Origin of the sequence: Pseudonocardia sp. MH-G8, from assembly GCF_002262885.1 — a bacterium.
Classification (GTDB): Bacteria; Actinomycetota; Actinomycetes; order Mycobacteriales; family Pseudonocardiaceae; genus Pseudonocardia.
On record NZ_NKYF01000035.1, the window covers coordinates 38,506 to 52,644 of the forward strand.

The 14,139-nt window shown below is 73.3% G+C and carries 11 protein-coding genes; 3 read left to right on the plus strand and 8 right to left on the minus strand.

What is annotated here, in order from left to right:
* Window positions 1–30: 30 nt before the first annotated feature.
* The 6 genes from CFP66_RS41850 to CFP66_RS41875 form a co-directional block, all read right to left on the minus strand.
* On the minus strand, window positions 31–516 hold the full coding sequence (locus CFP66_RS41850; RefSeq protein WP_094930925.1) for a type II toxin-antitoxin system PemK/MazF family toxin: 486 nt from the start codon (window positions 514–516) through the stop codon (window positions 31–33).
* Between the two features lie 41 nt (window positions 517–557).
* Entirely contained in the window at window positions 558–737 is a 180-nt protein-coding gene (locus tag CFP66_RS41855) for a hypothetical protein (protein ID WP_094930968.1), read from the minus strand.
* 11 nt (window positions 738–748) lie between these two features.
* Window positions 749–1,771 (minus strand): biotin synthase BioB, encoded by a 1,023-nt coding sequence (bioB, locus tag CFP66_RS41860; RefSeq protein WP_094930926.1) that lies wholly within the window; start codon window positions 1,769–1,771, stop codon window positions 749–751.
* Window positions 1,768–2,469 carry a dethiobiotin synthase gene (bioD, locus tag CFP66_RS41865; RefSeq protein WP_233160161.1) on the minus strand — a complete coding sequence of 234 codons (702 nt, stop codon included), beginning with the start codon at window positions 2,467–2,469 and terminating at the stop codon, window positions 1,768–1,770. Before bioD ends, bioB begins: the two co-directional genes overlap by 4 nt.
* Window positions 2,466–3,617: an 8-amino-7-oxononanoate synthase gene (locus tag CFP66_RS41870; RefSeq protein ID WP_094930927.1), complete on the minus strand. Its 1,152-nt coding sequence runs from the start codon at window positions 3,615–3,617 to the stop codon at window positions 2,466–2,468. Before CFP66_RS41870 ends, bioD begins: the two co-directional genes overlap by 4 nt.
* A gap of 139 nt (window positions 3,618–3,756) precedes the next feature.
* Window positions 3,757–5,886, minus strand: a complete 2,130-nt coding sequence (locus CFP66_RS41875; RefSeq protein WP_198962036.1) for a bifunctional SulP family inorganic anion transporter/carbonic anhydrase — start codon at window positions 5,884–5,886, stop codon at window positions 3,757–3,759.
* A gap of 337 nt (window positions 5,887–6,223) precedes the next feature.
* On the opposite strand from CFP66_RS41875, the gene CFP66_RS41880 reads away from it, so the two are divergent.
* Window positions 6,224–7,081 carry a PaaX family transcriptional regulator C-terminal domain-containing protein gene (locus CFP66_RS41880; RefSeq protein ID WP_094930929.1) on the plus strand — a complete coding sequence of 286 codons (858 nt, stop codon included), beginning with the start codon at window positions 6,224–6,226 and terminating at the stop codon, window positions 7,079–7,081.
* A 15-nt stretch (window positions 7,082–7,096) separates the two neighbouring features.
* Here the strand turns inward: CFP66_RS41880 and dnaE are convergent, their stop codons facing one another.
* A complete protein-coding gene (gene dnaE, locus CFP66_RS41885) occupies window positions 7,097–10,651 on the minus strand; it encodes a DNA polymerase III subunit alpha (RefSeq protein ID WP_094930930.1) in 3,555 nt (1,184 codons plus the stop codon).
* 262 nt (window positions 10,652–10,913) lie between these two features.
* On the opposite strand from dnaE, the gene CFP66_RS41890 reads away from it, so the two are divergent.
* Entirely contained in the window at window positions 10,914–11,825 is a 912-nt protein-coding gene (locus tag CFP66_RS41890) for an alpha/beta fold hydrolase (RefSeq protein WP_094930931.1), read from the plus strand.
* Between the two features lie 10 nt (window positions 11,826–11,835).
* Window positions 11,836–12,921 (plus strand): glycosyltransferase family 1 protein, encoded by a 1,086-nt coding sequence (locus tag CFP66_RS41895; protein WP_094930932.1) that lies wholly within the window; start codon window positions 11,836–11,838, stop codon window positions 12,919–12,921.
* A 28-nt stretch (window positions 12,922–12,949) separates the two neighbouring features.
* Here the strand turns inward: CFP66_RS41895 and CFP66_RS41900 are convergent, their stop codons facing one another.
* Complete coding sequence (locus CFP66_RS41900; RefSeq protein ID WP_094930933.1) at window positions 12,950–14,125, minus strand: glycosyltransferase; 1,176 nt, start codon at window positions 14,123–14,125, stop codon at window positions 12,950–12,952.
* Window positions 14,126–14,139 lie beyond the last annotated feature (14 nt).

Consider the following 14,139-nt stretch of genomic DNA (forward strand, 5'->3'; position numbering starts at 1 on the left):
CGCCACCGTAGCACGAATTGTGCTACGCCCTCAGTGCCAGCCGTAGCGCTCCCGCAACTGCTGCGCCACCCGGTCGAACCGGGGCCGGTCGAGCACGGCGCCCTCGCGACGGATGCCGTGCTCCTGCACCTCCAGCACGCGGTCGAGGCGCACGAACGACTCGCGGCCCTCCCGGTCCCACGCCCCCGAACCGACGGAGACCCAGTCCCGGTCCCCGGCCCGCTCGTCCTGGCTCGACAGCATCAGCCCGACCAGCTCGGCACCGTCCCGCCCGACGACGAGCAGCGGGCGGTCCTTGCCCCGGCCGTCGCCCTCCTCGTAGGGGACCCATGCCCACACGATCTCGCCGGGATCCGCGACGCCGTCGAGGTCGGGCGAGTAGATGATCGTGCGGGTGCGCCCGGCCGTCGGGGCGCTGCGGGCCCGCGCCTGTGCCGCCGGACGCGACGACCGCGCCGAGAGCAGGTCTTGACCGATCCGCACTGCCTGCCGCAGCACCCTGCTCCAGTCCGCCATGCCTACAGCATGACGCCCGCTCCGGGCGGCTCGACGGTGGGTCAGGAGTGCCGCTCGCCGTGGCGGCTGCAGCGGGCCGTCCAGCCGTACGGGGTGACCTGCACCACCATGCGTCGGGCGCAGTCGGGGCAGTACCGCGGCGGCTCGAGCACGCGACGGTCGGCGCAGCGCGCGTGCTCACCCTCTGCGGCCGCGCGCCCGCACTGGTCGCAGAAGGCCACCACGAGCTCCACTAGATCGTCTCGCTCAGTGCCTTGATCGGCATCTGCAGCTCGCCGAGCAGGTCGATGTCGGTCTCCGCGGGGCGCCCCAGCGTCGTGAGGTAGTTGCCGACGATCACCGCGTTGATCCCACCGAGCAGGCCGCGACGCGCGCCGAGATCGCCGAGGGTGATCTCCCGCCCGCCGGCGAAGCGGAGCACCGTGCGCGGCAGCGCCAGCCGGAAGGCGGCGACGGCGCGCAGCGCGTCCGGCCCGGACACCGGCTCGAGGTCTCCGAACGGGGTGCCGGGACGGGGGTTGAGGAAGTTGAGCGGCACCTCGTCGGGGGTGAGCGAGGCGAGCTGGCCCGCGAACTCGGCCCGCTGCTCCAGGGTCTCCCCCATCCCGAGGATCCCGCCGCAGCAGACCTCCATGCCGGCCTCGCGCACCAGGCTCAGCGTCTCCCAGCGCTCCTCCCACGTGTGCGTGGTGACGACGTTCGGGAAGTGCGAGCGGGCCGTCTCCAGGTTGTGGTTGTAGCGGTGCACGCCCATCGCGGCGAGCTGCTCGACCTGTTCGGGCGTGAGCATGCCCAGCGAGCAGGCGATGTTGATGTCGACCTCGTCCTTGATCGCCGCGATGCCGGCGGCGACCTGGGCCATCAGCCGCTCGTTCGGGCCGCGGACGGCCGCGACGATGCAGAACTCCGTGGCGCCGGTCTTCGCCGTCTGCTTGGCCGCCTCGACCAGCGACGGGACGTCCAGCCATGCGGAGCGCACCGGCGAGTCGAACAGGCCCGACTGCGAGCAGAAGTGGCAGTCCTCCGGGCAGCCGCCCGTCTTCAGCGAGATGATGCCCTCGACCTCGACCTCCGGGCCGCACCAGCGCATCCGCACGTCGTGGGCCAGCGCGAGCAACGGGTCGAGCGCATCGTCGGGAAGCCGGAGGACGTCGAGCACCTGCTCACCGGAGAGCCCTTGACCAGCCTCCAGGACCTGCTGACGTGCGGTGGCGAGGATGTCGGTACCGAGCGTGTCGGGGCGGGTCGTCGTCACAGCTGCGGAGTCTGCCAAACACCGCCCAGTTCCGCCGCCAGACTGTGACGCGCGACGGTCGCGAACCGCTCCGGCGCCAGCGCGCCCGCGCCCTCGGGCAGGGCACCGAGCAGCGGCACACCGCTGGTGGTGGGCAGGTCGGCGAGGTTGCAGCGGGACGCGAGGTCCGGCGTGGCGGGCCAGGCACCGATCACGACGCCCGCGCAGGTCAGCTCCCTGGACCGCAACGCCGCCACGGTGAGCTCCGTCGCGTTGAGCGTGCCGAGGCCCGCCGTGGCCACCACGAGCACCGGCGCGGCGAGCAGCCCGGCGACGTCGACGAGCGTGCCGTGCGTGTCGAAGCGCACCAGCAGGCCGCCCGCGCCCTCGACGAGCACCAGGTCGTGCGCGTCGGCGAGCTCTCCGGCGGCGTCCGCCGCGGCCGCGGGGGTGACCGGTGGTGCCCCCGCCCGCCGGGCGGCCGTGTCGGGAGCGAGGGGGTCCGGGTAGCGCGCCAGCTCACGCCCGGTGGTGCCCGGCACCAACCGGGCGACGTCGGCGAGGTCGCCCGGCTCCCCGACCCCCATCCCGGTCTGCGCAGGCTTGAGCACGGCCACCCGGTCCCCACGGGCAGTGGCGACGGCGGCCAGTGCCGCGGTGACGACGGTCTTCCCGACCCCGGTGCCGGTGCCCGTCACGACCAGGATCCGTCCGCTCACGGCGCACCGACCAGGGCGAGAACCTCCGCGAGCACGCCGCGGACCCGCGCGATGTCGTCCTCGGAGAGGGTGGCCCGGGCGGTGAGGCGCAACCTGCTGGTCCCCTCCGGCACCGACGGCGGGCGGAAGCAGCCCACCCGCAGGCCGCGCTCGGCGCAGCGCGCCGCCGCGGCCACGGCGACGTCGGGCTCGCCGAGGACCACGGCCACGACGGCCGACGGCGGTGCGGGCACGCCCGCGGCACCCGCCAGCGCGGCCGCGGCCGCCAGCACCGCGGCCGGGCGCTGCGGCTCACCGCACAGGACGTGCAGGGCCGCGAGCGCGGCGCCTACGGAGGCGGGCGCGAGGCCCGTGTCGAAGATGAACGAGCGCGCCGAGTCCACCAGGTGCGCCACGACGGCCGCCGGCGCGAGCACGGCGCCGCCCTGGCTCCCGAGCGCCTTCGACAAGGTGATCGTGGCGACCACGTCGTCGGCACCCGCCAGCCCGGCCTGCGCGAGCAACCCGCGCCCACCCGGTCCGACGACCCCGAACCCGTGCGCCTCGTCCACGACCAGCAGCGCGCCGTACCGGCGGCAGACGTCGTGCAGGGCGCGCAGCGGCGAGAGCCCGCCGTCGACGCTGTTGGCGCTCTCCGTCACGACGAGCGCGCGCGCCTCCGTGCGCACCGCGAGCGCGGCGCCGACGGCGTCCGGATCGTCGTGCGGCACCACCACGACCCGCGCCCGCGAGAGCCGGCAGGCGTCCACCAGCGAGGCGTGGTTGGCCGCGTCCGACACGATCAGGGTGTCCGGCCCGGACAGCGCCGTGAGCACGCCGAGGTTCGCCGCGTAGCCGGAGGAGAAGACGAGCGCCGCCTCGGCCCCGGCGAACGAGGCGAGTTCGTCCTCCAGCTCGGCGTGCAGCCGGGTGGTGCCGGTCACCAGCCGCGATCCGGTGGCCCCCGCCCCCCAGGTGCGGGCCGCCCGAACGGCGCCCTCGATCACGCGGGGGTCGGTGGCGAGGCCGAGGTAGTCGTTGCCGGCGAGGTCGAGCAGCGGCTCGTCCGCTGCCCGCGGGCGCAGCTCGCGGCGCAGCCCGGCCGCGCGCCTGCGGGCGGCGTGCGGCGCGAGCCAGGCGAGCGGGTGCTCGGGATCGGGGAACGTCACGGACAAGACGGTAGCTACCGCGACACACGCACTCGCAGACCCCGACTCGCGGAAGGGCGGAGCCCCCCAATTCCGCGAGTCGGGGTCCCACCCCCGCGAGTCGGGGTCCTGCTGTGCGGGTGTCGCGCTCCGGGGTGGGTCACTGCGTCGGGCGGAACTCCTGCGCCTCCTCGTCGAGCACGAGCACCCGGGCGGTCGGGATGTCGAAGTACAAGCCCAGCAGGGCCGCGTCGACGTCCTGCGCGCGCAGCGTCGCGAGCTGCACGGCGACGTTCACCATCGCCAGCGCCTCGACCTCGCCGTACCCGGCCGCGAGCGCGCCGCGGGCCACCGGGTGCCCCTCGCGCAGCGCCGTCAGGCTCGACACGCCGGCGCTGAGCCAGTCGCCGAGCGCGCCGCCGGGCTCGGGCGCCCCGTCGAGCAGCCCGCGCATCGCCCCGCACCCGGAGTGCCCGCACACCGCGATCAGGGGAACCCGCAGCACCTCGGTGGCGTACTGGAGGACGGCGCGGACCGACGTGCCGGCCACCAGGTTGCCCACGTTCTGGACGGTGAGCAGGTCACCGGGCCCGCTGCGGGTGATCAGGTTCGGCTGCACGCGCGAGTCGGCGCAGCACAGCAGCAGTCCCTTCGGGGCCTGGTCGTGGGCGAGCCCCTCGAGCGTCGGGCGGATGAGGTCCGCCGCGTCGGAGTGGTAGGCCGCGACGCCGGCGAGCAGCGGGGAGTGCGGGTGGTGGTCGACCTCCTGCCACTGCGACCAGGTCGCGTAACGGTGCAGGGCCGACCCGCCCGCCTGCGTGCGCGCTCCCGGCTCGGTGACCGCGACCTCGGCCCCGCTCGCACGGCGCCGGGCGGTCCAGGCGTCGAGGTGGTCGAAGGCGGCGTGGTCGAGGTAGTCCACGACGAGCTCCACCCGGACCGGCACGTCCGCCGGCACTCCTGCGAGCGTGCGCGCGAGGGCGGGAACCGACAGGAAGCTCAGGCTGCCCTCCACGACGACCCGCCACGGCGCCACACCGTCCGGGGGCACGATCCGGACGCGGGCCCGCACGGCGCGGCGCAGCATCACCACACCGGCGAGCACCAGCCCGATGACCACGCCTTCGAGCAGGTTCAGCAGGAGCACCCCCGCGACCGTGCCGAGGTAGACGAGCAGCTCGCCGTGCGAGCGCGCCGCGGCGATGTCGGCGGGTTTCACGAGCTGGGCGCCGACCACGACGAGCAGCCCGCCGAGCACCGCCATCGGGATCAGCTCGATCACGCCGACCAGCACGATCCCGAACACGGCGATCCAGAGGCCGTGCAGCACCGCGGAGGCACGGGTCCGGGCCCCGGCCCTGACGTTGGTGGCGCTGCGCACGATGACGCCGGTGACGGGCAGGCCGCCGAGCACGCCGGACAGGGTGTTGGCCACGCCCTGCCCGATCAGCTCCCGGTCCGGGTTGCCCCGGGGCCCGGTGTGCATGCGGTCGACCGCGACGGCGGACAGGAGGCTCTCGACGCTCGCGACGAGCGCGACCGTGAGCATCCCGCCGAGGACGCCGGCCCACGGCACGTCGGGGAGCAACGTCGGCAGCGTGATCGCCTCGAGCAGCCCGCCGGGCAGGCCGACCCGGGGGACGCCGGCGAACGGGAGGGCGAGCGCGGTGACCGCGATGACGGCGACGAGCGGGCCGGGAACCACCCGTACCCGGCGGGGCAGCCGCGGCCACACCAGCAGCAGGGCGATCGTGGCGAGGCCGGCCAGCGCGGGCCCGGGGCCGATCTGCGCCAGCGCGCGCGGCAGCTCGGCGAGCGCGGCCACCGCGCCCGTCGGCGGCTCGCCGCCCAGCACGACGTGCAGCTGCGAGAGCGCGATCGTGATGCCGATCCCGGCGAGCATCCCGTGCACGACGGCCGGCGGGATGGCCTGACTGAACCGCGCCACGCGCGCGAGGCCGAACAGGAGCTGTAGCAACCCGGCACCGGCGGTGATCAGGCAGGTGGCCTGCCAGCCGAAACGCGCCACCAGCTCGGCGACCACCACGGTCAGGCCGGCGGCCGGGCCGCTGACCTGCAGCGGCGTGCCGCCGAGCACACCGGCGACGATCCCGCCGACGACGGCGGCGATCAGCCCGGCCATGAGCGGGGCGCCGGAGGCGAGGGCGATGCCGAGCGAGAGGGGCACCGCGACGAGGAAGACGACGAGCGAGGCGAGCACGTCCGCGCGCAGGGTGTCGCGGCGATGGGGCGGGGAGTGCTGGGCGGGGCGGGGCGGCGATGTCGTCATCTCAGTCTCCGGGCAGACGTCGGGAGGACCGGCGGCAGTGCGCGGCGATCGAGGAACGATCTCCATCGGCTGTCCGTTCCGCCGGTTTCGTCCGTTGCCCGACCGCGGCACCTGCTGTAACCCGGCATTCATGTTCATCTGTAAGGGATGATCCATACTGGTCAGGAGCACGGGCCGGAGGCCGATTAGCCGAGCGCATTGCCCCTTTCGGGGGTATCGGCGAACCACCTGATCGAGTGCTCCCGGCGGGGCGCTGCCCCGACCCGCACCCGGCCGCCGCCGGGCCCGAGTGGCGCGACTGCGTCCGCACCCGCCGACCCCACTACTCTGAGCCGCCATGAGCGCCGCCGACACCGATCACCCGGCGCTCTCGCGGCGGCGCGAGCTCGGCGCCACCAGTGCCCGCTCGCTGCTGCTCACGGTGCTCGGCGAGTTCGTGCTCCCCCGCGACGAGGCCGTGTGGACCCAGGTGCTGATCGACGTCCTCGGCCGCCTCGGCGTAGAGGCCAAGTCGGCCCGCCAGGCGCTCGCGCGGACGGCGGCGGAGGGCCTGCTCGAGTCCGACCGCGCCGGGCGGCGCGTCCGGTGGTCGCTCACGGCGCAGGGCCGCCGCCTGCTCTCCGACGGTGCGGAGCGGATCTACGGGTTCGGCGCTGCCGGCCGCAGGCCGTGGGACGGGCGGTGGCTCGTGCTGCTCGTGAGCGTGCCGGAATCCCGCCGCCGGCTGCGGCACCGGCTGCGGACGCGGCTCGCGTGGGCCGGCTTGGGCTCACCCGCACCCGGCGTGTGGCTCAGCCCCGACCCGGGCAAGCAGGACGAGGTGGCCGGCGTGATCGCCGACCTCGGGCTCGACACCGCCACCAGCTCCTTCGTGGGCCCCTTCGGCGCGATCGGCGCGCCGCGGCAGGTCGTGGCGCAGGCCTGGGACCTCGCCGAGGTGGAGGCCGCGTACGAGGAGTTCCTGCAGACGTTCATCGGCGCCGCACCCCTGGATCCGGGCGAGGTGCTCGTGCACCAGATCCACCTCGTGCACGCGTGGCGGCGCTTCCCCTTCCTCGACCCCGAGCTCCCGGCAGAGCTGCTGCCCGAGGGGTGGGCAGGGGCCCGGGCCGCCGCGCTGTTCGACGCCCTGCACGACCGGTGGGCGGAGGAGGCCCGACGGTACTGGCAGGAGCTGCGGGCCGCCCCGTCGTGACGACCGGGCCCGCGCCTACCCCAGGCAGCCCGGGCCCAGCAGTGTCTTGAGGTCGCCCATCAGGGCCGAGGACTGGGTGACCTTCAGCGCGTCGTCGAGCCGCAACATCGTGGTGCGCGAACCGTTCACCAGCGACAGGTGCACCTCCGACGTGCCCGGGTGGTTGGTGAGCACCTCCTTGAGCTTCGACACCCGCTGCGGGGTGACCAGCTCGGTGCGCATGCTCACCTTCACCGGCGCGCCCGCACCGCCCGCGGCCTGCGAGAGATCCGGCACCGCGAGGTCGTTGACGATCAGCGACAGTCGGTCGTCGCGCTTGTTGACCCGGGCCTTCACCAGCACGATGGCGTCCTCGGCGACGTCGACGCCGACCACCTGGTAGCAGCGGGGGAAGAACAGCACCTCGATGCCACCGGCGAGGTCCTCCAGCTGCGCCGACGCCCACGGCTCGCCGTTCTTGTTCACCCGCCGGTTCACGCCGGTGAGGATGCCGCCGATGGTGACCTGGTGGCCGTCGGACACGTTCCCCTCGAGGATCGTGGAGATCGACATGTCCGACTTGGACAGCAGCGCCTGCTCCACGCCGTGCAGCGGGTGCCCGGACACGTACAGGCCCAGCATCTCCCGCTCGACGGCGAGCTCGTGCTTCTTGTCCCACTCGTCGGGGGGCACCTCGGTGTCGAACACGGAATCGAGCTCGGAGGGGGCCGAGCCGTCCATCGAGCCGAACAGGTCGAACTGGCCCATCGACGCGGCCTTCTTCGTGCTCATCACCGCGTCGATGGCGTCGGCGTGCACGAGCAGCAGGCCCTTGCGGGGGTGGCCGAGCGAATCGAACGCGCCGGCCTTGATCAGCGACTCGATGACCTTCTTGTTGCAGACGACGGCGTCGACCTTGCGCAGGAAGTCGGAGAAGTCGGTGAACGCCCCCTTCTCCCGGCGGGCGGCCACGATGGCGTCGACGACGTTGACCCCGACGTTGCGGATGCCGCCCAGCCCGAACCGGATGTCGTCACCGACCGGGGCGAAGTTGCGCACCGAGTCGTTGACGTCGGGCGGCAGCACCGTGATGCCCATGCGGCGGCACTCGGCCAGGTAGACGGCGGCCTTGTCCTTGTCGTCGCGGACCGACGTGAGGACGGCGGCCATGTACTCGGCCGGGTAGTTGGACTTGAGGTAGGCAGTCCAGTACGAGACCACGCCGTACGCCGCGGAGTGGGCGCGGTTGAACGCGTAGTCGGAGAACGGCAGGAGGATGTCCCACAAGGTCTTGACCGCGGCCGCCGAGTAGCCGTGGTCCTTCATGCCCTGGGCGAAACCCTCGTACTCCTTGTCGAGGATCTCCTTCTTCTTCTTGCCCATCGCGCGGCGCAGCAGGTCGGCCTTGCCGAGGGAGTACCCGGCCAGCACCTGCGCGATGGCCATGACCTGTTCCTGGTAGACGATCAGGCCGTAGGTCTCGCCGAGCACCTCCTTGAGCGGCTCCTCCAGCTCGGGGTGGATCGGCGTGACCTCTTGCCGGCCGTTCTTGCGGTCGGCGTAGTCGTTGTGGGCGTTGGCGCCCATCGGACCCGGCCGGTACAGCGCGCCGACGGCGGAGATGTCGTCGAACTCGGTGGGAGCCATGCGCCGCAGCAGGTCGCGCATCGGCCCGCCGTCCAGCTGGAACACCCCGAGGGTGTCGCCGCGGCCGAGCAGCTCGTAGGTCTTGGGGTCGTCGAGGGCGACGCTCTCGATCTCGAGCTTCGGCTTGCCGTTGAGCTCGATGTTGTCCAGGGCGTCGTCGATGATCGTGAGGTTGCGCAGGCCGAGGAAATCCATCTTCAGCAGCCCGAGCGTCTCGCAGGCGCCCATGTCGAACTGCGTGATGATGGCGCCGTCGGCCTCGCGGCGCTGGATCGGGATGACGTCGATCAGGGGCTTGCTCGACATGATCACGCCGGCGGCGTGCACGCCCCACTGCCGCTTGAGGCCCTCGAGCCCGCGCGCGGTGTCGATGATCTCCTTGACCTGCGGGTCGGCCTCGTACAGCGCCCTGACCTCGGTGGCCTCCGAGTAGCGCTTGTGGGACGGGTCGAACACGCCCGAGAGCGGGATGTCCTTGCCCATCACGGCGGCCGGCATCGCCTTGGAGATGCGGTCGGCCACCGCATAGCCGGGCTGGCCGTACAGCACCCGCGCCGAGTCCTTGATCGCGGCCTTCGCCTTGATCGTGGAGTAGGTGATGATCTGGGCGATGCGGTCCTCGCCGTACTTCTCCGTGGTGTAGCGGATCATCTCGCCGCGCCGGCGCTCGTCGAAGTCCATGTCGATGTCGGGCATCGAGATGCGCTCGGGGTTGAGGAATCGCTCGAAGATCAGCTTGTGCTCGATCGGGTCGAGGTCGGTGATCCCGAGGACGTAGGCCACCAGCGACCCGGCGGCCGAGCCGCGGCCGGGGCCGCACCGGATGCCGACGGACTTGGCGTGCTGGATGAGGTCGGCCGTGACCAGGAAGTAGCCCGGGAAACCCATCTGGATGATGACGCCGACCTCGTACTCGGCCTGCTTGCGGTACCGATCGGTGATCCCCTGCGGGAACCGCATGTGCAGGCCGCGCTCGACCTCCTTGACCAGCCAGCTCTCCTCCGTCTCCCCCTCGGGGACGGGAGCGCGCGGCATGAGGTCCTGGCCCTCGACGAAGCCGACGTCGACGCGCTCGGCGACGAGCAGCGTGTTGTCGCAGGCCTCGGGGAACTGCGGATCCCACTGGGCCCGCATCTCGGCGGCCGACTTGAGGTAGAAGTCCTGCGCGTCGAACTTGAAGCGGTTGGGGTCGGCCAGGGTCTTGCCGGTCTGCACGCACAGCAGCACCTCGTGCGGCTTGGCGTCCTCCGCGTAGGTGTAGTGCAGGTCGTTGGTGGCCAGGCCCGGCAGGTCGAGCTTCTTCTTGAGATCGAACAGGTCCTTCTGGACCCGCTTCTCGATCTCGATGCCGTGGTCCATCAGCTCGCAGAAGAAGTTGTCCTTGCCGAAGATGTCGCGGTAGTCGCTCGCGGCCTGGCAGGCGTCGTCGAAGCGGTCCTGCTGCAGCAGCCGCTGCACCTCGCCGGACGGGCAGCCGGTGGTGGCGATGATGCCCTTGCCGTAGGTCTCCAGCAGCTCGCGGTCCATGCGGGGCTTGTAGTAGTAGCCCTCCAGCGACGCCAGCGACGAGAGCCGGAACAGGTTGTGCAGCCCCTCCTGGTTCTCGGCCAGCAGCGTCATGTGGGTGTACATCAGGTCGGGGTTGTCGCCACCGACCTCTTTCCCGTTGCCCAGCGTGGCGCGCTTGCGCTCGTGCCGGCTGCCGGGCGCGAGGTAGCCCTCCATCCCGATGATCGGCTTGACCCCGTGGGCCTTCGCCTTGCGCCAGAACTCGTAGGCGCCGAAGAGGTTGCCGTGGTCGGTCATCGCCAACGCCGGCATGCCCATCTTCGCCGACTCGGTGAACAGGTCGTCCAGCCGCGCCGCCCCGTCGAGCATGGAGAACTCGGTGTGGGTGTGCAGGTGCACGAAACCGTCGGTGCTGCCCGATCCGCTGGCCGCCATGGGGTGGGGAGCTCCCTCCTGGCACCGCCCGGTGAGGCGGCGCGCGAACACGCAGGACCTGACCCTCCCACCCGGACGGACGGACCGGCCGGGCGCGGAGGGGTGGCTGAGGACGTCCCAGATTAGCTCCGGTCCCCGACAGTTCCGCGAACGCGGTCCTCGCCCCGCCGAACCCCCTGCTCACCCCGTGGACCGGCGTGTCGGGTGCTCGCGGACCGAGCCGCGGGCCGGGGTCCGGCGACGATCCCTAGACTCGCCGACGATGGCCGCCGAATCCCCCTACGCCGACCGGATCGCGCGCGTGCCCGTCCGGGAGGACGAGGTGGCGCTGCGCGGCGGGCGCACCCGACTGTGGGTGTACGGGCCCGACGACGCGACGCACCGGGTGGTCTTCCTGCACGGGCTGCGCGGCGACCACCACGGCCTCGAACCGATCATCGCCCACCTCGACGGGGTGCGGGTCCTGGTGCCGGACCTGCCCGGCTTCGGTGCGTCCCCGCCACTGCCGTCCGCCACTCACGACGTCGCGGGTTACGCCGCCTGGACGCGCGAGCTGCTCGGCGCGCTCGCCCCGCACGGCGATGCCGTACTGGCCGGGCACTCGTTCGGCTCGATCGTCGCCACCGCGGCGCTGGCCGGCGAGCGGGCGCCCGCGGTGCGCGGCCTGGTGCTGGTCAACCCGATCGCGGCGTCGGCCCTCGCCGGGCCCCGCAAGGTCATGACCGGGATGACCGTGCTCTTCCACCGCGCCGCCGCCGCCCTCCCCGAGCGGGCCGGCACCGCGCTGCTGCGCCACCCGGTGATGACCCGGATCGCGAGCGTCGCGATGGCCACCACCCGCGACGCCGGCCTGCGCCGCTGGATCCACGCCGAGCACGACCGGTACTTCTCCACCTTCGCCGACCGCGCCACCCTGCTCCAGGCCTTCCACGCCTCGGTGCGCCACGACGTCGCGGAGTTCGCGGGCGACGTCACGGCACCGACGCTGCTGGTCGCCTCCGACCGCGACGACATCGCGCCGCTGGCGGCCCAGCGCGCGCTCGTCGGGCGCTTCACCGACGCCCGTCTCGCCGTCGTGCCCGGCACCGGGCACCTCGCCCACTACGAGAAGCCCGCACCCGTCGCCCGCGAGATCGGGGCGTTCCTCGCGGCGCTGCCGCAGCCGGCACCGTGACGGCGGCCGCGTGAAGGTCCTGCTCGACTGCCGCTACGTGCGGATCGGCCACCACGACGGGATCAGCCGCTACACCGTCGGGCTGGCGGCCGAGCTCGCCGCGCCGGCCGCAGCGGCCGGGCACGCGCTGGAACTGCTGGTGAGCGACGAGCGCCAGCTCGCCGCGCTGCCCGACCTGCCGTGGCACCGGATCAGCGCCCCCACGAGCATCCGCGAGCCGCTGGTGGCACGCCAGGTGCGCAGGCTCGGCGCCGACGTGGTGTTCTCCCCGATGCAGACGATGGGCAGCTGGGGCCGCGACTACGCGCTGGCCCTCACGCTGCACGACCTCATCTACTACCGCAACCGCACCCCACCCCGGGAGTTCGCGCTGCCGATCCGGGTGCTCTGGCGGCTCTACCACCTGGCCTGGTGGCCCCAGCGGGTGCTGCTGAACCGCGCCGACGCGGTCGTCACCGTCTCCGAGACCACCGCGGCGCTGATCGCGCAGCACCGCCTCACGCGCCACCCGGTGACCGTCGTGCCGAACGCACCCGACCCGGTGCCGGACCTGCCGCGCCTGCCCCGTAGCGGCGCCCTGGTCTACATGGGCTCGTTCATGCCCTACAAGAACGTGGCGACGCTGGCGAGCGCGATGCCGTCGCTCCCGCACCACGAGCTGCACCTGATGAGCCGGGTTCCCCCGGAGGAACAGGCCCGGCTCACCGCCCTCGCGCCGGGCGGGCGGCTGGTGTTCCACGACGGCGCCAGCGACGAGACCTACCGCGACGTGCTGCGCGGCGCCACCGCACTCGTCTCCGCCTCCCGCGACGAGGGCTTCGGCATCCCCCTGGTGGAGGCGATGGCGCTCGGCACACCGCTCGTGGTCAGCGACATCCCGGTGTTCCGCGAGGTCGGCGGCGACGCCGCCACCTACGTCGAGCCGGAGGACGTGAGCGGCTTCGTGCGCGCCGTCCGGGACCTGGACGACCCGGAGGTCTGGGACCGCCGTTCGGCGGCCGCGAGGACCCGCGCGCCCCACTACAGCTGGGAGGCCTCGGCCCGCACCCTCCTGGCCCTACTGGAACGCCTGGCGACGACGGCGACCCGCCGCTGAACCGGGTGGGGGTGGGGGGCGGGCGGCGTTAGGCCGCTCGGGCTGTCAGTTGCTCGCGGCCCAGGACCTGGTCGTAGATGCCTTCGAAGCGGTCCAGGGTGGCGCCGATGGCGTGCGCGGACACGATGTCGCGGCTGGCCGCGCCCATCCGCCGGCGGGTGGCGGCGTCGCCCAGCAGGGCCGCCAGCCGCGTGGTCAGCTCGGGCACGTCGCCCGGCGTGTAGAGCCAGCCGTTGCGGCCCGGGCGCACGAGGTGCGGCAGCGCCATCGCGTCGGCGGCCACCACCGGGAGCCCTGCGGCCATCGCCTCGAGCGTGACGAGGCTCTGCAGCTCGGCGATGCCCGGCATGCAGAACAGGTCGGCGCCCGCGTACGCCTCGAGCAGCTCCTGCTCCGAGACGAACCCGCGCAGGCGCACCCGGTGGGCGACCCCGAGGGTGTCCGCGAGCGCGGTCCACTCCTCGCGCCGGGCGCCGTCCCCGACGATCTCCAGCCGGCCGGGCATCCCGTCCGGCAGGGCGGCGAACGCCCTGATCAGCTCGTCGACCCGCTTCTCCTGGTCGAGGCGGCCGACGAACAGCACGGTGGGCTCGGGGCCCGGCCTGTGCGGCACGCTGCGGTAGCGGTCGGCGTCGATGCCGCACGACACCGGGAACGCGTCGACCAGGCCCGCGCGCCGGACGAGCAGTTCGACCGCCCGCGGCGTGGGCGCGGTGACCACGGCCGCCTTCCCGAAGACGCGGCCGAGGTCGCGCCACGCCCACGTGTTGAACACGCGCTGGAGCGGCTTCGGGATCGGGCTGTAGCCGATGAGGTTCTCCGGCATCAGGTGGTTGGTCGCGACGAGCGGGCGCCCGGACCGGTGGGCCGCCCGGACGACGCCGCGCCCGACGACCATGTGCGCGTTGGTGTGCACGACGTCGGGGTCGATGTCGTTCATCAGCGCGGTGACGGCCGGGAACGTCTCCCAGGGCATGCAGACCTGGAAGCCCTCGTGCTGGTAGTAGCGGTGCGAGCGCACGCCGTGCACGACGACGCCGTCGTGCACCTCGCGCACCGCGGGCCCGGTCGGCGACGGGGCGACGACGTGGATCTCGTGACCCCGGCCGGCGAGCCCGGTGGCGAGGCGCTCGGCGAAGCGGGCTGCGCCGTTGACGTCGGGTGGATAGGTCTCCGCGCCGATCAGGATCCGAAGCGGCTTCACGGAATGTGGTCCTC